This window comes from Sphingobacterium sp., from assembly GCF_039596235.1.
Taxonomy (GTDB): Bacteria; Bacteroidota; Bacteroidia; order Sphingobacteriales; family Sphingobacteriaceae; genus Sphingobacterium.
In genome coordinates this window covers 602,597-621,950 of the sequence record NZ_JBCNKE010000001.1, presented here as the reverse complement: position 1 = coordinate 621,950, position 19,354 = coordinate 602,597, and the positions used below count along the sequence as shown (strand labels likewise).

Genomic DNA, 19,354 nt, shown 5'->3' with positions numbered 1-19,354 from the left:
TCCAGCGGACTAAAACAGGTATCCTTTTCAAATATCCAAAGACTTTGGTATAAGTCCTATTTTATTTTTGTAACAACCATATGAGTTTGTCGACATTGTCCACACCACCCCACTGACGTTGTATAGCCGCATCTACATGCTCCCGATTCGTATCAAATTCTGAGTTTGGATACATCCAGCGCATCGGCATTTTCGTATTCGTGATATTCTGATTTGTATTTGGATTAATCGGAAATTTAGGATATCCTGTGCGTCTGTAGTCATAATAGGACTCCCACTCACGTTGCATAAAAGACAATAGGTATTTCTGATAAATAATTTTTTCCAAATCAGTTTCAAAATTTCCGCTCAAAAGGTTTGACGGATGGTTTTGCACAGCTTGGATATTGGCAGCATCAATCTTCTTATTATGGTGATAGTCGGCCATATCCGGCGTATTATCGGCTACAAAAGCCATGCTCGCACGAATACCCTCATTATAATAGCTATTGGCCGAACCTGAAATCCAGCCACGCAATGCGGCTTCGGCTAAGATAAATTGCTGTTCGGCATAACCAAGCTTAACAACAGGCTCTCCACTGGGCAATTGCGTATAACGCGCATTTATTCCTGAGAATTGACCCGAAGACCACTTTTTGCTGATCACATCAAAGGATACCGATGGGTCTACGCCTAAATAGGCATCCGGACTGTTGGCCGGTATCTGCTTATCTGTTTCGCTTTTAGCAGGTTTGGCAAAATAATACAACCTGTTATCTGCGCTCTCCTTCAATTTATCGACGATTAAGTAACTCAACATTGCATAAGGATTATGGTTAAGCCGGGTGAAATAAATGGGATAATATTCCTTTGCGTTATTGGCATAGGTACGCTGAAAGTTGTCTGAACTCGAAGTCATCAAATCTGATTTCATGTAATTTTGAAAGCGGCTGATTACTTTAAGATCATTGTCGGCCTGCTTAACAGACAAATACATCAATACTTTGAGCTGAAAAGCCCGCACAGTCTTTCGCCATTTGACCGGATCTCCTTTAAAAATAGGGTCCCCATCCAGTTTAACCCCTTTATTAAATGATTCATAAGCCCGATCGAGATCACTTAGAATTGCCAAAAGTACTTCCTTCTGCGTATCGTACTTTGGTTTCAATACCCCAGTCTCTCCCTGAAATGCCTCTGAGTAGGGTATATCTCCCAATTGCATGGTCAAATAAAATAGCTGGTAGGCTTTCGAGAAATAATACAGCCCCTCATACGCTGGTCGGGATGCCTCCGTTGTTAATTCCAACATTTTGTTACCATTGATAACGGTACTATAGCCGCTAAATTCCGATCGGCCGAAATAATTATACTGATCACCATCAGCGCTTTCGCCCCAGGCCAGGCTTTTTGACAGCAGTTGATTGCCATAAAACGGTTTCCCCATTTTACTTGAGGTTAGTTCCAGTATAATATTCGTAGCCAGCAATGGCCGAGATGCCTGAGTTGACCCATTCGGATCCGTATTGATCTCTTCGAAATTGTTGCAAGAAGCAAGTACAGTTGTGCTGACAGCGAATACAAGCACAAATAATTTATTTATTTTTTGTTTCATGATGCTGCGGATTAAAATTGAAGTTTTAGATTCATACCAATGTAGCGTATAGATGCCGAATTAAGGTTATCCAAACCTACGTCGGGATCCGAATATTTAAAGTCTTTGGTCCACATCCATAGGTTCTGGCCTATCAGCCCCACAGAGGTATTTTTTGCTTTAATTTTCTGCGACCAGGTAGCAGGCAAACGGTACTCTAAACTCAGATCCCTTAATTTGACAAAAGTCTGTGAGAACATAAACTGGGACCTTGGACTACCGATATAGGGAGCCATACGCATTTGATAATTTTCATAAGAAACTGGTACATCATTGGCCGCAAATACCCGGTCATCTCTTGTGATGTTACCATACGAATCATAGTCTACCGAGCCAGACACCACTTTTACGCCCTGTCCTACATAATTATTTTTACCATTGACTACCATATCATAGCGATATTCATTATCACTGTCAGGATGACTACCGGAATTCCACATCGCCTGGTCGGTCACACTATGTGTGATCCCGCCCACACGTCCATCAAAAGAGAGATTCAATGTAAACTGTTTGTAGGAAAAAGTATTTGACCAGCCCCAGATAAAATCAGCCTCATTGTACCCGGCAACGGTCTGGTAAGCACTGGCTCTCGGTAATCCGCCATAATGGATAATATTGCCGTTCTGATCTCTTTCCCAATCGTACACGGCCACCCAATTCCATCGTGCTCCATCTTTTACCCAAGGTTTATCTGTTGAATAATCCGGATCCACCCGATCATAAGTATACCGATCCCTCGACCAGTTGATTTTGGAATTCCAGTTGAAATTCTGATTTCTTATTACATCGGCGCCCAACATAATTTCGATCCCTTTTCTACGTAAGTCTTCTTTGATGTTAATCTGAGTCTGCGAAAAACCTGTAGCTGAACTGACTGCAGCATTACGTTGCTGATTAAATGTTAAAGCATTATAATAGGTAACATCTAGCTGTATCCTATTTTTCAAGAAATTAAGTCCCGTCCCGAGCTCCCAGGTATCAATTGTGACCGGCTTAATCGAGGCGTTCCTCAAGACCGTTGGATACGCAGCAGTCCCGAGCCCCTGCCAGACATCACTGGAAATTGCATATTGCTGATTAATGGCATAGATGTCGGGCGGAGTTTTTGTTCTGACCCATGAGCCTCTCACTTTCCAGAAACTCAACAGCGTAGGTAATTTTATTAGATCCGATAATACCGCACTAGACGATATTGAGGGATAGAAAAATGAACGGTTATTTTTATCCAGTGTAGATGTCCAATCATTCCGGCCTGTGACTTCCACAAAGATCGCGTTTCTCCAGGACGTCGTTAACCGCCCATATACTGCATTCTCTTGCCGGCGTGTTAAACTTGAACTCGTAGTAGCAGGATTTACTGAAGCCCGTAAAGAGTAAAATCCCGGAATTGTTAATCCGCCGGAAGTTGCTCCGCTTTGGCTGTCGTTATTTCGATAATTTAACCCAGTTCCTAGGAATGCTTCAAACGCAAATTGATTGATTTGCTTTTTTGCGGTAGCCATTAAATCCCCATTGACACTGTAACCACCCTGGCGGGTATTCGAGAAATACCCCAATTTGTTCCAGCCCCCAACAGCACCAATAGGATTTCGGTATTGATCAAGCTGTGAATACATATCTGACCCTAGGCGTGCATTAATCGTCAACCAGTCATTTGCTTTAAACTCCGTATTTAGATAACCATTTAAAATATTATAATCATTGGAATGTACAATCTCATTGGCAATAAAATAGGGATTATCATACCAGGAAGCATCCATCCAGTTCTGCTTTTCGTAGGGAGCTACCCAATAGTTTTTATAGTCCCTGATGTCATATTCAGTTCCCGACCAGACGGTTAGGTTGTAAAGAATCCCACCACCACCATATCCCGTGGCTCCCATATTTGGATAGTATCGCTTATTATAGTTCAGTCCGCCCTCAAATTTAAATTTACCGGCGGTCATATCACCCGATACGGCATACGTCATCTTGTTCAGCTTGTTATTTTCATACTGGCCTTTGTTATAAACGTGCGTAAATGAAGCCCTGACACCACCATTCTCTCCCCGTTGAGAAATGCTAATATTATTATTGGTGATAAAGCTCTGTTGTTGAAAGTTCTTTAGGTTGTCCTTTCCGATAGACCGCAATTCGGTATCTTCCAGCTGATAGGAATAAGGGTTATAAATCTTTGCTGTTCTTCCGATATCCAGTTTATCCCCCCAGACATAACTTCCCGGTTGATATTTCCCTCCCTGGCCCGTACTGTAAGATGTTTGGACCTCCGGTCTCCGCAGATAGCCCGCATTTAACATTGTACTGCTATTGATCTGCACGTCCATTCCTTTTCCTTTGCTCTTTTTCGTCGTGATCATGATGGCTCCACCGCCGCCTCTGCTACCATATAAAGCTGCGGCTGTTGCCCCTTTCAATACACTGATATCTTCAATATCATCCGCCGGGACATCACGTAGACTGACAAATTGCGAAGCTACCCCATCAATAACGATCAGTGGAGCACGTCCGCGCAGTTCAATTGTTGGTGTAGTATTAAATTCGGTGCTGTTTTTGATATTCAGACCCGCCACACGTCCGGTCAAAGAAGTTGCCACATCCACACCTTTCGCTGAAGAAAGTGCTGCTCCCCCAACCTTTTGAACGGCATAGCCCAATGCCTTCTGATCGCGTTTCACTCCCAAAGCGGTAACCACTACCTCATCCAACGCTTTATTTCCTGCTTTCAACTGGACACGAAGCGTATGCGAATTCGAAGGACTTAGTTCCACGCTTTCAAAACCGACTGCATTGACGAACAGATTTTCATCCGCTTGTACGCGGATTGTAAATTTCCCCTGTTGATCTGTACTTGTCTTGCGCTCCCCCTGACTGACCGTCGCACCGGAAAAAGGCTTTTGTGATTCGTCCAGTACAACGCCGCTGACTGTGATCAATTGTTGCTGCCCGTCCGATTTTGCCAGCGTTGATTTTTCTCTTACCGAAAGGATGATATTCCCTTCCATAATACGGTAGTTAATTTCTGTGCCTTTGAAAAGCCGCTCAAGCACAGCATTGATATCCTCCCCTTTGGCATTGACCGAAAAACTGCGTTTTGTGTCGATCTGATTGTTGTTGTAAAAAAACCGAAAGCCAGATTTCTTTTCAATTTCATCCAGAATAGTCTGCATGCTTTTGTTGTTAACAGACAAAGTCAGGGACTTCTGCTGTGCTTGGACCAATTGGAATGCAGAGATTCCAACCCCCAATAAGATCAGTTTTAATCTTAACTTGTTCATGATAATGGTTAATAAATTGTATAAGTAGAATTTTATTTTTCACATGATAAGAAGGACTTATTTATAGAGTTCTACGGTAATCGAACCATCGGTTTTACTACCGTCATTAACAATATTATATTGGATCTGAGAAGATATCTTGATGTGCTCCAGCACGGTGATCAGCTGTTGTGAATCAAACACACCGGTAAGCCGTTCGTCATTTAGTTTTTGTGATTTTAGATTAAACTTGACGTTGAAGCGCTTGGATATAATGGTCAGTAACTCCGTCAGGCTTGTGTTGTTGAGCACAATCCGGTTGTCTTTCCAGGAGGTCAGGGTCTTTTCGTTCAGCTCATTGGGTACAATCGACCTGTTTTTTTTGTTATAGACTACGGTTTGGCTTGGCTCTAGCAGCAAGGATTTGGGGCCAGTATCAGATTGGTAATTAAATTGTACACGCCCCTCTTCGAGCGTTGTACGCACAGTTGAGTCTGTATGGTAGGCATCCACGTTAAAGCGGGTGCCCAATACCTCAACGACTGCATTAGCGGCAGTCTGTACACTAAATTTCTTTTTCGGATTTTTTGTCACGTCAAAAAATGCTTCACCATCCAATTTGACAAGACGCTCCTTAGTGAATCGTTGTGGGTAGCTGATCACGGTATTTGCATTCAACCATACCGTTGTACTGTCCGGCAGCCGTATCGAAGCCACCATTCCCGGATTGGTGCGCATAGTGACCCAGGCTACAGACTCAGACCTGCTATACCACTGGTAAAGCTGAACCAGCAATAGCGGCAGGAACAATATCGCAGCAGCGCGCTGCAGTATATGCAGATAATTTAAGCGTCGAGCAGGTCTGAATTCGCTGATCTCTGAAGTCATTTTTTCAAAGGCCCAATCAGTATCAGTGCTTTCCAATGTGGTATAGGCATCAATTTGGTGGTAAAACTCACAAAAAGAACGCGCTTTTTCCCGGTTACTTTCCGATTCTAGCAACCAGTTTCTCAAAATTTCCTCTTCTTCCGCCGATAAATTATTATTAATAAAATTCAAAAGCAGAGTTTCTATATATTCATCATTTTTATGCATTTTTACAACGATTTTAAAGGATGACTATTTAAGGGGAGTATGTCCTAAAAATTTTTTTATTTTTTTTATGAATACGAGTTTAGGCGACGAGATCCTCGTCGAAAATCTGGTTAAAGGAGATAAATACGCGTTCGAGTCTATTTTCAAAAAGTACTATGCCCCACTATTGGCTTACGGCAAGCAATATGTAGAATTGGCTGATGCTCAAGAAAATGTACAGGACTTGATGTTATGGCTCTGGAACAACCGTGAGAATCTCTATTTTAGCACTTCCCTAAAAAACTATCTGTTTTCAGCGGTACGCAACCGTTGTCTTACAGCGATCAAAAAGGAAAAAACCAAAGCAAGTTCTTTTTATGAATTAAGTCAACTGACTGGATTCGAACAATCGGGCCAGGATCTTTATTTTGAAAAAGAACTGAAAGAGAAGATCGATAGAGCGATCAACAATCTCCCGGATTCGTTCCGAGAGGCTTTTGAATTGAATAGGTTTGAGCATCTGACCTATAAAGAAATTGCATTGAAGTTAGGTGTATCCCCCAAGACCGTTGATTACCGCATCCAGCAGGCATTAAAAATCCTGAGGAAAGACCTCAGGAATTACCTGCCGCTGTTGGCCTATTTCTATCCCATGTTACGCCTCTGATTTTCCCGATCAAAAAAATCCCCCAAGCTTTTTGAGCCCAGGGGAAGTTCCTGATAAGATTTCTAAACCGACAGTCCTCGGGAACGGTGTCCGTCGATAGCCCAAAATATCACTATGACCATGAATGATTAGTCAAGCGTACCGAATTTACCAGCCTGAAAATCTTCAAAAGCCTGATAGATCTCCTCTTGTGTATTCATCACGAAAGGACCATAACTCACGATAGGTTCGTCAATAGGTTCTCCGCTCATAAACAGCAAGACGGCTTGCTCATTGGCTTTGATCACGATCTCATCACCATCGTTTTCAAATAACACAAAACTATGTTCATTGGCCAACTGACCATTTACTTCAGCTTCTCCATTGACCACCAGCAGGCCAGCATTGTGATGTTGCGGAACATGAAATGTCGTCTGATGTCCCTTTTCCAATTTGATATCAAAGAGATTCACGGCGGTATAGGTCTCGGCCGGCCCTTTTGTATCCTGGAACACACCGGCAATGACATTGACTAGCCCAGCTCCGTCGGGCAGCTGTACTTTGCCCATTTGCTCTGCTGTGATCCCCTGATAATGCGGGGCTGTAGACTTATCTTTGGCAGGCAAATTGACCCAGAGCTGTACCATTTCAAAGGGACCACCGGCCCTGGAGAAATTCTCCTCATGATACTCTTTATGCAATATACCCGATCCAGCGGTCATCCATTGGACATCTCCGGGATTGATCACCCCGCTATTGCCCGAACTGTCGTGATGCGCCACACTACCCTTATAGGCAATTGTCACCGTTTCAAAACCTTTGTGCGGATGAACATCTACCCCACGGATATGATCCGATGGACCAAAATCAAATTCCGCATTGAAATCCAACAAGAGGAAAGGACTCATCCTTCTTTTGCTGATCCCGTTACCGGGAACCATATTGTATACACGGAATCCATCACCTACCATACCTGGTTGTGCAGGACGAGGGAAGATTTTTTCAATTGATTTTTTCATTTTAGTACTCCTATCTTTTAGATCAATACATTATCGAATATATTCTGCTTGCTTGCTTGCTTGCTTGCTTGCTTGCTTGCTTGCTTTACCGTTATCCGATTTTGCATAGTCAAATTTACATCAGAAAGGAGGCACAATCCAATAAGCTAGTTTAAGGTAAAAAGTTAATGTAGATTAAGTATTGATCACCGGCTCCCGCTAAGGTCTTTTATACCCTGCCATCACCACATCAAAAACCGGGACAAGGCCATACGAACCTTTGTTAGATCAATCAAAAAACAAGCATAACCATTGGTTATAACCACCTGTTTTTTATACTATATTTTTAATTGAAATAAAGACCACAACTAATTAACCAACAAAGTGTAACAATAAAAAAATAGACAGCAGCAAGCACCCAATTTTTACACGCTCATCCGCTATGCATAGCTGACTGCATAGGAATCTTTATTACCGATCTCAACCTGCTCGAATCCCCCCTAATTTCCTGACCATCCACGCGTTCAGTCTGATCCAGAGGCTTCAGCTATAAATAAGGACATCTGAATTCCTGCTTGTAGAATGTGTTTTGATCGTTCCATAATCCCCAATCCTTTCCATGGGAACCATCCATCAGATGTTCGTATCACATTACAACACCTCAATCCTTCCCATGGGATACCATCCATCAGATCTTCGTATCACATTATAACACCTCAATCTTTCCCATTGGATACCATCCATCAGGGCTTCGTATCACATTATAACACCTCAATCTTTCCCATTGGATACCATCCATCAGGGCTTCGTCCGGTAATAGCCAGCTTTACCCCGGCCTGTCCGGTATTACGGTCAATGACAGCCACCTCAAGCGAATAGGCACCGGGCTTGAGATCATAGGGAATAAAGATTGCATTATCATATAGGATATCACCCGGCAGCCAGGACCTTAGATCAGCATCCGTGATTTTCGTCACTGTCCCCTGTTCGTTCTTTAATCGAATGGCCAGTGCAAATTGCTTTTTATAGATCGGTGCCACACCTTTATTTTCCCACCAGGAGGTAAAATTCATTTTCTGCCCCCGTCCAATCTCTTTTGGATAGGTCATTTTTTTTAGGACATAGCGGTAGCCCATTTTATTGAGCCAGCTGTTGACATGTGGCCACCATTCCTTGGGAACAGCAGAGGATTTGGCATTGAAGCTGGAAATATGCCATTTCAATGACTGATCGATGATATAGTCAATATCCCAGCCCTCATCTTTCCATTTTTGCATTACCCAACAGACTTCGAGGCTGACGGGTGCCTTCTGCCAGGCATCCTGCATCCCAAAACCGACAATCCCCTGTGGGTAATAATCGTACATGTGAGACCAGTTATCATCAAATCCACCCAGATCCCCCAGACAGTCTATACGCCATCCCACAGGGCGCCTGGACAGCATATACTGTTGGGTTTTCCGGTCTGTCAATAGCGCGATGAGCGGAGTCTGCACAAAATTGTCGGTATAGGCATCCACGAGACTCTCCCGGGTCAGTTTCGAAAGCTCTACCGTCCCCCGGCCTTCCCCCCAGAATCCCACAATGGATAAATCGACAGCCTCCAAATCCGGGTGACCGTCGTAGCGCTGGGCAAGCTGACTGATCATCCGGCCAAAATATTTAGCATATCGGGCATCTTCGGGATCCACCCGCCAGCCTGCAGAATCAACAAACCATTCATTTTTCTTGCCGACCATGACCCGGTACCAATCGGGCACATCATTGCCTTTGCTGTCCCCTTCTCCATAGGGTGCAATACGCAACAATAAAGTCTGCCCCCGCTGATGTGCCGTCCTAAGTGCCTCGTCGATCAGCGACCAGTTAAATTGCCCTTGCCCGGGTTCTAGAAAACGCCAGTACAACCGAAAATAGGCGATGGTTGTATTGGGGTAATCTTTATTTTTGAGGCTCTTTACAGCGCCCTGATATTCGATCGGCTTGCCTTCCGTCCAGGTATTCCCGCGATTCAGGCTGTCGCCGTTAAATCGCTGAAAGGTCATAAAACCAATACCCGGATTGTCCAGTACACTATCAATTTCTTTGGGCAATACCCGGACGATCCCCTCCTTTTTGTAATCGACGATCTGCCCATAGGCTCCCAGCTGCGAAAACAACAAAGCGATCCCCAGAAAAAGTACCCGATTAAGTATTATTTTTTTCATCTTCTATTCGTTTAAAGACAACGTGCCAATATTCAGGAACTGAAATTGGCACGTTGCAAGGATAAATCCCCTAATTTCTGTGCTGATTAATTATAGCCCGGATTCTGTTTGATGACACCTTTACTTTCATTGATTGCCTGGCGTGGTATAGGCCAGAGCACAAACTCAGGTTTGGCGAATTGTGAGCCATCTGCTTTGGCGCGTTCAATATAGGTTCCCCAACGGATCAGATCTTCGCGACGAATACCACCTTCACACCAAAACTCGAACAGTCTTTCGTCCATCAGTTTTTTGCGGAACTGCTCCTTCGTGAGGTTTTGTTCCCAGCCCTTAAGACCTGCCCGTTCACGTACCGTTTTAACCAGGTCATAGGCTTCCTGGGTCGGTCCCGACACTTCATTGATGGCTTCGGCAAGGGACAGTAATACATCCGCATAGCGCCATACCACTGTGTTGACACCATGTTTCTCGCCCGTTGCATTTGGATCGATACCATATTTCATCGGAATCGCCCCAATTTCCCCTTTGGCCCTTGCGTCATAACTCTCTCCGCTGCTCGTGGTCCACTTGGTCAATAGACGCTGCTTGCGTTTATCATCCTTTTCAAATTTATCATAGGTTTTCCAAGGCATTTTATAGCCGCCCCATTGTGTGAGCGCCTTTCCACTCGGATCAGCATAATTCCCCGGCAGGGCGTGTGCCAGCCACATATTGGAACTGTTTGCATCCATACGCGTAGGTATTGCAAAGATCACTTCTTTGTTGTCCCCGTTATTTTCCATGGTAAAGATATCGGCGTAATTGGATTTGAGTGAATGCCCCAGCTTTTGCAGCTCCCGCGCATATTTGATTACATCATCCCATCTTTTTTCCTGCATATACAATTTGATTAGCCCCATCATACAGGCATCTTTGGTGAAGCGTCCATAGTCCGAAGCTGGCAATGCACTAGCCAGGGGCAAAACCTCCAGCGCTTCTTTGTAGTCCTTTTCGATCTGTGCGACCATTTCAGCTTTTGAAGGCCGCGGGATCGATGCTGTATTTGGATCACCTATTGCCGCAGCATCTACCCGGATAGGCACCGGACCATAGTAACTGTACAAAATCCAGGAATAATGGGCCCGAAGGGCTTTCACCTCGCCGATATAAGTCTGTTTTGCCTTGTCATCAAAACTCATACCCGAAAGCCGGTCTATCACGACCGTCCCATTTGAGATTGCTGGCATCAGGTTCTTATAAAATACAAATAGTGCATCCCCGGGAAATGTTTCCGATAGGTTCAGGTTGTTGAACATCGGCCAGCCCGGCCAGCCCCAGGAGCAGATCAGTTCATCCGTTGTGGCACTTGACTGCGGTACAAGCCCCCCCAAACCGACGCCCCAGATACTATAACCATCCGGATTCAATGGCGCATATACTGCCGTAACGGCCAATTTAGCGTCTTCTTTCGTTTTATAAAAATTTGACTCACTAAATTTATCATAGGTGACTTCCTCCAACGACTTTTCGCAGGATAAAAGTGTTCCGGCTACCATAAAGGCAGCCATTAGTTTTATATAATTTCTTCTCTTTATCATGATATTGGTCTACATTAAAATCCAACACTTGCACCTACCGTAAACGACTTGGTCATTGGATAAGCATATAAGTTCTGTAATTCTGGATCTACGCCTTTGTAATTTGTGATAATAAATGGATTCTGAACATTCAGGTATACCCGGACGTTTTTAACCGTCTTCTGCCGCTGCAACAGGGACATCGGCAGGCGATAGCCCAATGTGATATCGCGAACACGCAGGAAATTACCGTTTTCCAACCAAAAGTCCGAACTGCCCGCGTAGTTGCTATAGCTTCCATTTAAGCCCGTTGGCATGGTTCCGTTCATATTATCATAGGCCCAACGATCCTTTGCAATGGAAAGTACATTCCAGCCATAGGCACCTAATTTGGCATATACATCCGAATTATTGGAATAGTCGCGGTTAGTCTTTTTCTGGATTAACCCGTACATATAGACCGAGAGATCAAAGTTTTTGTAGGTAAACTGATTGTTCATCCCGAAGCTATAGTTTGGCACAGGCTGACCATTCCCAGTTGGATCGTTATTGGTATGTAATAACACCATATCAGCTGTCGAGAGCTTCCCATCCGGTTTTCCGGTCAGATTGCCATTGTCATCATAGCCATTGACATCCTTAATGATAATTTCCCCTGGCAGGATACCCGGCATCCAGCTTGGCGCCGACATATTTGCGGGATTATAGATTCCATCAGACAGGTAACCATACTGTGCATTAAAGTTTCCTTTCTCCGGCTCGTAGCGCGGTAGCGTCTGCAATGCCGCCGGTGCACGGTTGACCCAATAATTTTTATAGTGCGAGAAGTTAATTGTGGTATTCCAGTTAAAACCATCTTGCCGGACAATATTTTTGGTCTGTAGGTTTACTTCCCAACCCTGGCTTCTGGTTTTGCCCGCATTAATATAAGCTGGTCTAGTCACAGGGTTGTCCATGGGTAAGGTGATTTTACTCAACAGATCCGTAAACTGGCGGTTGAAATAATCGAAACTACCGCTTACCCGTCCATTCACAAAACCAAAGTCCAAGCCGAGGTTAAATTCAGTTTGCGTTTCCCATGTCAAGTCTGGATTCGCCAGCTGAACTGGGCCAACACCCGGTAGATTAACATTTCCAATTACATAAGGGAATTGATTTTCATAATATGCGAATGCACTGCCCCCGATTGCCGAGTTCCCCACAGCACCGTAGCCGGCACGTAGTTTTAAAAAGCTGATCGCAGGAACGGCTTTAATAAACTCTTCTTCTGACGCCACCCAAGCTGCTGATACGCCAGGGAATGTACCCCATTTTTTATTCGCCGCAAAATGGGATGCTCCATCTTTACGCACCGTTCCCGAGAGGATATACTTGCCGTCATATTCATAGACTACCCGCGCAAAATAGGATTTCCAAATCCGATTCGGTGCTTTAGAGCTGCCGACGAAAGGACGCTGTGCAGTGCCCAAACCAATGTTATAATAAAGGAAATTATCGGTCGGGAAATGATCATTACCGACATCCAGTCCATCTCTTTCCGAAATCTGATACGAATGCCCCAATAAAGCGGTCAGATGTCCCTTACCGATGTCCTTCGCATAGTTCAGGGTATATTCACGTAATTTGGATGAAGCATTCGTTTCAAACACACCGGCCTGCCCTTCGGCACGTGCACCATACAGGAATGTACGTGGATAATATAAACTCCGCTTGGCTGTACTCTTATCGTAACTGAAACTTGCCTTGGCTGTCAGCCCATCAAACACTTTCCATTCGGCATAGGCTGAAGTCAGCCAGCGATTGGTATTGGTCAGATCGGTGATCGTCAGGAAAGATAGCGGATTGGGGGTATTCTGATAGTCCGGATTGATCGGGTAATTGCCTTTTTCATCCTGAAAAGGCATTGTCGGTGGATAATAGAAAGCGGCACCGATCATGCCCGAGTTTTCATATACGCCATCACCCATGCTACCGTTATTGGCCTTTGAACCGGTACCGATCACATTGATACCAACTTTAATATTCTCGCCGATCCCCTGATCCAGGTTAAATTTGCCGGAATAACGGCTGTAGTCCGAATTGCGGAGCACCCCTTCCTGGTTTAGGTAGTTGCCAGAAATGTAGTAACTGGTCTTGTTGCTTGTTCCCGACATCGAGAGGTTATGCTGTTGCGTTTTTCCTGTGCGCATGATCGCATCAATGGCACTCGGATTGACCTGCTGCTTATCGATTTGCTCCTGAGTATATTTGGGAACAAAGGGAGAAACCGATCCGGGATCCACATTACCGTAGGGGCCGATCTTATTGTCCAGCATCCATTTTTCCCGTAGGATCTTGTTACGTTCTAACATATAATCCTTTGTTCCCAGAATATCATAGTATTTTAAGGATTTCTGAATGGCATGGCTAAAATCATACTGAATCGTCGGCAGGCCCTGTTTTCCCTTTTTTGTGGTGATCAGGACCACACCTCCTGCCGCGCGGGCGCCATAAATCGCTGTCGCACTGGCATCTTTGAGGATATCAATGTTTTCGATATCATTTGGATTGATAAAATTCAGTGGCGAACGGTTTACCCCACCCGAGCCATATCGGGTATTGGTCGTTGGCTCGCCGGCATCGTCGTTGACGATTACACCATCAACGATATACAGCGGCCCCATTGAAGCAAAGGAAGCGTTGCTCCGGATCTGCACCGAAACTCCAGCCCCGGGTTGTCCCGAAGTCTGCACCACATTTACCCCGGCTGCCCGGCCAGCCAGCCCCTGTGCAAAGTTGGTGTTCGTTGCATTGTTCACATCGCTCATTTTGACCGAAGCCACCGAACCCGTCAGGCTTTTTCGCTTTTGGGTACCATAGCCCACCACAACGACCTCATTTAAGGCATTATCTTCTTTCTTCAGGCTGATGTTCAGTGCTGATTGCGTATTGCCCGCAACTTCAACGGTAGCAAATCCAATTGAGCTGATGACCAACATTGCACCATTTTTGGCCTCAATACTGAAATTACCGCTATTATCTGTTTGCGTCACCTTATTTGTGCCTTTTACTTTGACCGTAACACCATTGAGCGGAGCTCCACTGGGATCGGTAATTTTACCTTTGATGGTTTCCAGCTGCTGATTCTGTTCAGCCTTGGCTGCGGTCTGCTTCTTACGGTTCAATACGATGGTATTGCCTTTGATTTCATAACCCACAGGCTGATCTTTTGTCAGTGCTTCCAGGCTTTCCCGTAGGCTTTTATTTTGAAGATTAATGGAAACAGGATGGGTATCCCCCAGATGGCTCTGCACCAGGACAAGTTCATAGCCGCTCTGTTTCTTGATCGCTTCAACAGCTTCCCTAAAGCTGGATTTATTTAAACTAAGTGATATCCGTTGTGCACTGGCCGTCACATCGAGCTGACTGCTGAAGAGCAGTAAAAAGGCTGGAACTACTTTTTTCACGCTCGAAGGCATAGTCCAGCGGCACAGGTTTTGTGCTTGTTGATTAAAATTCATAAATTTAAGCATGTTTGTGGTTCCGGATAATCCACGATTATCGGCGCCCAGTTATTTAATAGTACAGCGTGGAGGTGGTTGCAACACTTTCACGCCTTTTCCCCTCTTTTATGGCCTTTTCAGGAGGTATTGCCGAATGGTAATTGTTGTATCATAATTTTTATTTTAGGATTGTGTTACTTACTATTTTGTCTGTGTGACGGTTATTGTGCGTCCATTTCTGCTAAATGTCGCCAGTCCCGTCAGCTCAAGCAGTTCGAAGACTTCATCGACGGATTTGCGTCTGGAAATTGTTGCATCGACCTTATCTTTTGGTATACTGCCTTTATAGCGGATATCAAGATCATACCAACGGGAAAGCTCGTCCATGATCTCGGTGATCTGTCTGCCATCAAAGTTGAAATAGCCATTCTTCCAGGCGATTGCATCTTCGACATTTACTTTTCGTTTGCTGACGCCTGTACTTGAGGCAAGCAGCTGTTCACCTGGCAGCAATTTTATTGCATTATTGACCAGCACCGACCCTTCGAGCAGCGTAGTAGCACTGCTCGCAGCCCCTTTATCACTTTTGACATTGAAATGGGTCCCCAGCACTTTGATTTCCTGCTTGTCCGTGACCACGATAAATGGAAGCGCGGGATTTTTGGCCACTTCAAAATAACCTTCCCCTTCCAACAGGACCCGTCGCTCCTTTTGTCCCGAAAAACTAACCGGAAAGCGCAGTGAAGACGAAGCATTGAGCCACACTTTCGTACCGTCGGCCAAGGTCAATTGGTACTGATGCCCCCGTGCAGTCATTAAGGTATTGAACAGCGGACTGCTGCTATTGGCATTGCCATTGGCATTATAGACCAAAGAGCTATCACTATTTTTGGAAACCTTACTGTTTGCATTGAGGTCAATCTGACCATTCCCCTGTTTTTCCAGATTGATTTGCTCACCATTGTCCAGGATCAGAACGGCACCATCCGATATTGCCGGCGGATTGACCTGACCGACAAGCTCCGTTGTTTTCGGGTTCAGGTTATCCTTTTGATAAAACCATAGGGCGGTGGCGACCACACAGAACAAAGAAGCCGCGACTGAGGCCAGCACAGGGATCCGACGTAAAACAGCTCTTTTTCTAGGGAATGTTTTTTGGGTAATATCTTCGAGCATGCGGTCTTTAAGGACTGGATCCATATGGACTGGGTGCTCCATAGCCTGCTCTGCCTGCATGGAATCACACCAGCGATTGTATTGCTGCAGATCCTCCGCAGATGCGGTACCCTCTTCAATACGTTTCAATATAAGCAACCATGCTTTTGTTTTTTCTTCCATTGCGTTCCAGTTTTCCCTTGTGCTATATAGCTAAGAGACATAAGCTGGGGCCATGTACTAGTCTCAATGAAAAAAAAATAAAAAAAATAGCCAATAAAAGTTTTTAGAAAGGTAAACCCTTAATTTTTTGAGCGATACGGCCAGATGGTTGCGGACGGTATGTTCGGAAATTCCGAGCTGCCGGGCAATATCCTGATGGGGCAGGTAATCTTCGCGGCTCATGATAAACACCTCCTTGGCTTTCGGGGGCAATGTCCGTATAAAATCGTGGATAACGGCCTGCAATTCCTTTAAGGCCAGAAGTTCATCCGCTACAGCCTCGTCCTTCGCTGTATGCTGACTGAGGATTTCTTCGCGTCTACGACTGCTGGATATTTTACGGGTCAATTTATATTTTACAGCTGCATAGAGGTAACTTCTGAGGTGCGAAATAGTCAGTTCTTCCCGATTCTCCCACAGCCAGACAAAAGTATCCTGGATGACATCGGTACATTCCGCCTCTTCTTTAATGATGTTAAGGCCATATATAAATAGCCTATCCACATACTTGGCGTATATGGCCCTAAATGCTGAAGTATCTCCAGATTTCAGTTTTTCAACCAAGTCAAGATCTGCCCTGTCATTTTGGTTCATCATCTATCATTCATTTAGGAAGGAGCGGCGGTTAAATGCTAAAAAGCAAGCTATTTGCTGTAAAAAGCTCCTATAAAAAAAATTCGTATTACGATGTTAAGCAGAAATATCAGTAAATACAACAAGTTTTTAAACGCAATCGTTTGCTCTATTTATTCCCTGCACGCCATCCGAGGCGACAAGACTAGGCTTCGTGAAGCGGCTAAGGAACTGTCCCTCCCGCTATTTATTCTCAGAAGTTCCTTCGCAGATAATCAAAAATTCCGCTACGCAAAAACAAACAATTGCTATCCAGCAACTGTTCCTTTAGCACAAGAAGAACCAAAACTGGTAATTATGGATGATATTTTGATCAAAGACCGTATTCAGCAGTTAAAGGATGTCGAAAGCGCCGACCTGTGGATCGACGAAAATTTTGAAAAGAAACTATCGCAGGTCGATGGAACAACAGCTTTTGAACGGCCGATTGCCGAAATGCACAGTATAGCAGAGCTAACCTCACATTTGATCGAGTGGCGCAGAGAAGTGCTGAGCCGCCTAAAAGGAAACCGAAGGGGGCTTGAAATGAGCGATGCGGCAAACTGGCGAACGAATGATGACTTAAGACAACGGGGCTGGGAAAATCTATTACAGGATTTTCACGCAACACAACAAGATATAATTTCTTTTCTGGAGGGAAAAGATGATTCCTTCCTGCACACCCCCTATCCTCATGCAGACAGCTCCTTTCCACATGATTATAACTACCTGGTGACCGGTTTAATTCACCATGACATGTACCACCTCGGACAGATGGGTATCACAATTAAATTCCTCAAAATGCAGCATTTGGACATCTAGCGATCCATTATACCTATTACGCTCCTCCGCACATTGCGTGAATTTCATCGATCCTCTGCTATTAACGGAATTGCTTTGGTTTCATCTTTAGAGCAGCCTGTTCGGCAATTTCCGTTATGCGTTTATTTCGGGTTTCGGGGCGCTTGGCCATCACGATCCATTGCAATAGCATCTTTTTCACCGACCTGCTCAGCCCATCAAAATAAGCCGCAGCGCCAGGATGGCTCTTCAATGCACTGTCCAGATCTTCAGGAATAAGTAGTTCTTCCACGCTGTCGAGAATGGACCAGGAGCCGTTTTCCTGTGCGATCCGAATGACCTCCAGTCCCGCGGTCGTCATTTTTCCGCTGGCAATAAGCTTTTCTATTTTATCCTTATTGACCTTGGACCAGGTTCCGCGCGGTTTGCGCCTGCTGAATAGCTGTTTAAATGAACCCTGCTGAATTGTTTTTCTCGTACTGTCGATCCAGCCGAAACACAATGCCTCATCCACCAGTTCACTCCAGGCTACAGCTGGCTGCCCCGAACCCTTTGTGTTACAGATGATCCATACCGACTGCTCGATCAGATGATGGTCCAGCAGCCACTGCCGCCACTCCTCCGCTGTATGGATACGGATGGATCGCACTTCTTTTACCTGTTGTATGTTGCTCATTTTTGGTTCATTTGTTATTTCCAGACCTTGACGGGTTATCCTTATAATTCCATTTACGAAGCATTTTACCGCATCGTCAGCGCCGAACTTTCCAACTACTGACATATAAAATTAATAAAACATAAGACAACAGGCTGTCAGCACGAAATATTTCTACCGAATTGCGCTGTCACGACACTGATCGCTATGATTTTATTTGTACAAAAAAATGATCTACTGGATAGACAAGCAAATGCTAACGATTATTTATTTCAATATTTTTAGCTTTGAACAACTGAGCAATAAAAAACATGTGCTTCGCTGGGTGCTGTTTGGAGCCCATCCCAAAATCATCTAAAATTCGTCCGGATTCCCTGGGAGGGATTCATGCGCTTATACAATAAGAGCCCGACCATTTAAGCCGGGCTCCTGTATGCCTTTGGGACGAATTTTACTTCATTCTTTGCTGCTTTTCTATAAAATCAAGCAGCTCATTTTTGTTACTGAGAAAAGTGAAGTTTCCGCTCAATGTTGAATAATTTCTTTTGTCCGAACAATTTCCGTATGCTGCCTTGGCGACTTTCAGTTTTCCCTCATCCCATTGAAAACGTTTCATGATTTCACTGATCTGTTCGACACGGAGCGTTGTCTCAGAAAAGATGAGGTTATTTTTTAATAAATTTATTTAATCAGTCATATGCTGCATAGCGTATCCCACCAGCAGCACTATTTAAAGCTGTTATCAGTCTCCTCCAAAGGTGTATATATATTTATATTGTCCCCGTTTCTTCTTTTTAGATAATATTGAATTTTGGTCGTATCAATACTGTCGACATCTGAAGCTGTCCAGATCTTCTGCCGACCGCTCTCATCTATTGTTACGATCGTATCAATGCCATGTGCAATGATTTTCTGTAAGCCCATTGCTGTGCGCTCACCCTCACGCGTCAATAGATGAATATGACCATCTTTGTCAACAAAATGGATCTTTGGCTTTTCGCTACAGCTAGCAAATAGAAAAGAAGCCAATATCAAAAGGGCGAAATTCTTCCAATTCATAATTCC

The 19,354-nt window shown here is 44.4% G+C and carries 14 protein-coding genes; 2 read left to right on the top strand and 12 right to left on the bottom strand.

Features of this window, described 5'->3' with window-relative positions; genetic code table 11:
- Positions 1-61: 61 nt before the first annotated feature.
- From ABDW32_RS02590 to ABDW32_RS02580, 3 genes are read right to left on the bottom strand one after another with little or no spacing between them, the layout of a single operon-like run.
- Positions 62-1,591 (bottom strand): SusD/RagB family nutrient-binding outer membrane lipoprotein, encoded by a 1,530-nt coding sequence (locus ABDW32_RS02590; protein WP_343559055.1) that lies wholly within the window; start codon positions 1,589-1,591, stop codon positions 62-64.
- Positions 1,592-1,602: 11 nt separating this feature from the next.
- Positions 1,603-4,905, bottom strand: coding sequence for a SusC/RagA family TonB-linked outer membrane protein (locus ABDW32_RS02585; protein WP_343559053.1), 3,303 nt, complete (start codon positions 4,903-4,905; stop codon positions 1,603-1,605).
- A 57-nt stretch (positions 4,906-4,962) separates the two neighbouring features.
- Complete coding sequence (locus ABDW32_RS02580; RefSeq protein WP_343559051.1) at positions 4,963-5,979, bottom strand: FecR domain-containing protein; 1,017 nt, start codon at positions 5,977-5,979, stop codon at positions 4,963-4,965.
- 67 nt (positions 5,980-6,046) lie between these two features.
- Here ABDW32_RS02580 and ABDW32_RS02575 point away from each other — a divergent pair, with 67 nt between their 5' ends.
- A complete protein-coding gene (locus tag ABDW32_RS02575; protein ID WP_343559050.1) occupies positions 6,047-6,625 on the top strand; it encodes an RNA polymerase sigma-70 factor in 579 nt (192 codons plus the stop codon).
- 128 nt (positions 6,626-6,753) lie between these two features.
- Here ABDW32_RS02575 and ABDW32_RS02570 read toward each other — a convergent pair whose 3' ends face one another.
- The 6 genes from ABDW32_RS02570 to ABDW32_RS02545 all read right to left on the bottom strand — a co-directional run bounded on the left by ABDW32_RS02570 (position 6,754) and on the right by ABDW32_RS02545 (position 16,818).
- On the bottom strand, positions 6,754-7,623 hold the full coding sequence (locus ABDW32_RS02570; protein ID WP_343559049.1) for a pirin family protein: 870 nt from the start codon (positions 7,621-7,623) through the stop codon (positions 6,754-6,756).
- Between the two features lie 740 nt (positions 7,624-8,363).
- On the bottom strand, positions 8,364-9,806 hold the full coding sequence (locus ABDW32_RS02565) for a DUF4832 domain-containing protein (RefSeq protein WP_343559048.1): 1,443 nt from the start codon (positions 9,804-9,806) through the stop codon (positions 8,364-8,366).
- A gap of 86 nt (positions 9,807-9,892) precedes the next feature.
- Positions 9,893-11,383, bottom strand: coding sequence for a RagB/SusD family nutrient uptake outer membrane protein (locus ABDW32_RS02560; RefSeq protein ID WP_343559046.1), 1,491 nt, complete (start codon positions 11,381-11,383; stop codon positions 9,893-9,895).
- A 14-nt stretch (positions 11,384-11,397) separates the two neighbouring features.
- Positions 11,398-14,862 carry a TonB-dependent receptor gene (locus tag ABDW32_RS02555; protein WP_343559045.1) on the bottom strand — a complete coding sequence of 1,155 codons (3,465 nt, stop codon included), beginning with the start codon at positions 14,860-14,862 and terminating at the stop codon, positions 11,398-11,400.
- A gap of 183 nt (positions 14,863-15,045) precedes the next feature.
- A complete protein-coding gene (locus ABDW32_RS02550; protein ID WP_343559043.1) occupies positions 15,046-16,182 on the bottom strand; it encodes a FecR domain-containing protein in 1,137 nt (378 codons plus the stop codon).
- Between the two features lie 63 nt (positions 16,183-16,245).
- Positions 16,246-16,818, bottom strand: a complete 573-nt coding sequence (locus ABDW32_RS02545; protein WP_343559041.1) for an RNA polymerase sigma-70 factor — start codon at positions 16,816-16,818, stop codon at positions 16,246-16,248.
- Positions 16,819-16,908: 90 nt separating this feature from the next.
- Here ABDW32_RS02545 and ABDW32_RS02540 point away from each other — a divergent pair, with 90 nt between their 5' ends.
- Positions 16,909-17,655 (top strand): DinB family protein, encoded by a 747-nt coding sequence (locus ABDW32_RS02540; RefSeq protein ID WP_343559040.1) that lies wholly within the window; start codon positions 16,909-16,911, stop codon positions 17,653-17,655.
- 61 nt (positions 17,656-17,716) lie between these two features.
- Here the strand turns inward: ABDW32_RS02540 and ABDW32_RS02535 are convergent, their stop codons facing one another.
- From ABDW32_RS02535 to ABDW32_RS02525, 3 genes are all read right to left on the bottom strand, one after another.
- Positions 17,717-18,310 (bottom strand): YdeI/OmpD-associated family protein, encoded by a 594-nt coding sequence (locus tag ABDW32_RS02535; RefSeq protein WP_343559038.1) that lies wholly within the window; start codon positions 18,308-18,310, stop codon positions 17,717-17,719.
- A 430-nt stretch (positions 18,311-18,740) separates the two neighbouring features.
- Positions 18,741-18,950: a DUF4476 domain-containing protein gene (locus ABDW32_RS02530; protein WP_343559663.1), complete on the bottom strand. Its 210-nt coding sequence runs from the start codon at positions 18,948-18,950 to the stop codon at positions 18,741-18,743.
- 65 nt (positions 18,951-19,015) lie between these two features.
- Entirely contained in the window at positions 19,016-19,348 is a 333-nt protein-coding gene (locus tag ABDW32_RS02525) for a hypothetical protein (RefSeq protein ID WP_343559036.1), read from the bottom strand.
- Between the last annotated feature and the right edge of the window lie 6 nt (positions 19,349-19,354).

Coding starts and splice junctions, on each gene's coding strand:
- ABDW32_RS02590 (WP_343559055.1), bottom strand. CDS start 1,591: ATGAAACAAAAAATAAATAAATTATTTGTGCTTGTATTCGCTGTCAGC.
- ABDW32_RS02585 (WP_343559053.1), bottom strand. CDS start 4,905: ATGAACAAGTTAAGATTAAAACTGATCTTATTGGGGGTTGGAATCTCT.
- ABDW32_RS02580 (WP_343559051.1), bottom strand. CDS start 5,979: ATGCATAAAAATGATGAATATATAGAAACTCTGCTTTTGAATTTTATT.
- ABDW32_RS02575 (WP_343559050.1), top strand. CDS start 6,047: ATGAATACGAGTTTAGGCGACGAGATCCTCGTCGAAAATCTGGTTAAA.
- ABDW32_RS02570 (WP_343559049.1), bottom strand. CDS start 7,623: ATGAAAAAATCAATTGAAAAAATCTTCCCTCGTCCTGCACAACCAGGT.
- ABDW32_RS02565 (WP_343559048.1), bottom strand. CDS start 9,806: ATGAAAAAAATAATACTTAATCGGGTACTTTTTCTGGGGATCGCTTTG.
- ABDW32_RS02560 (WP_343559046.1), bottom strand. CDS start 11,383: ATGATAAAGAGAAGAAATTATATAAAACTAATGGCTGCCTTTATGGTA.
- ABDW32_RS02555 (WP_343559045.1), bottom strand. CDS start 14,862: ATGAATTTTAATCAACAAGCACAAAACCTGTGCCGCTGGACTATGCCT.
- ABDW32_RS02550 (WP_343559043.1), bottom strand. CDS start 16,182: ATGGAAGAAAAAACAAAAGCATGGTTGCTTATATTGAAACGTATTGAA.
- ABDW32_RS02545 (WP_343559041.1), bottom strand. CDS start 16,818: ATGATGAACCAAAATGACAGGGCAGATCTTGACTTGGTTGAAAAACTG.
- ABDW32_RS02540 (WP_343559040.1), top strand. CDS start 16,909: ATGTTAAGCAGAAATATCAGTAAATACAACAAGTTTTTAAACGCAATC.
- ABDW32_RS02535 (WP_343559038.1), bottom strand. CDS start 18,310: ATGAGCAACATACAACAGGTAAAAGAAGTGCGATCCATCCGTATCCAT.
- ABDW32_RS02525 (WP_343559036.1), bottom strand. CDS start 19,348: ATGAATTGGAAGAATTTCGCCCTTTTGATATTGGCTTCTTTTCTATTT.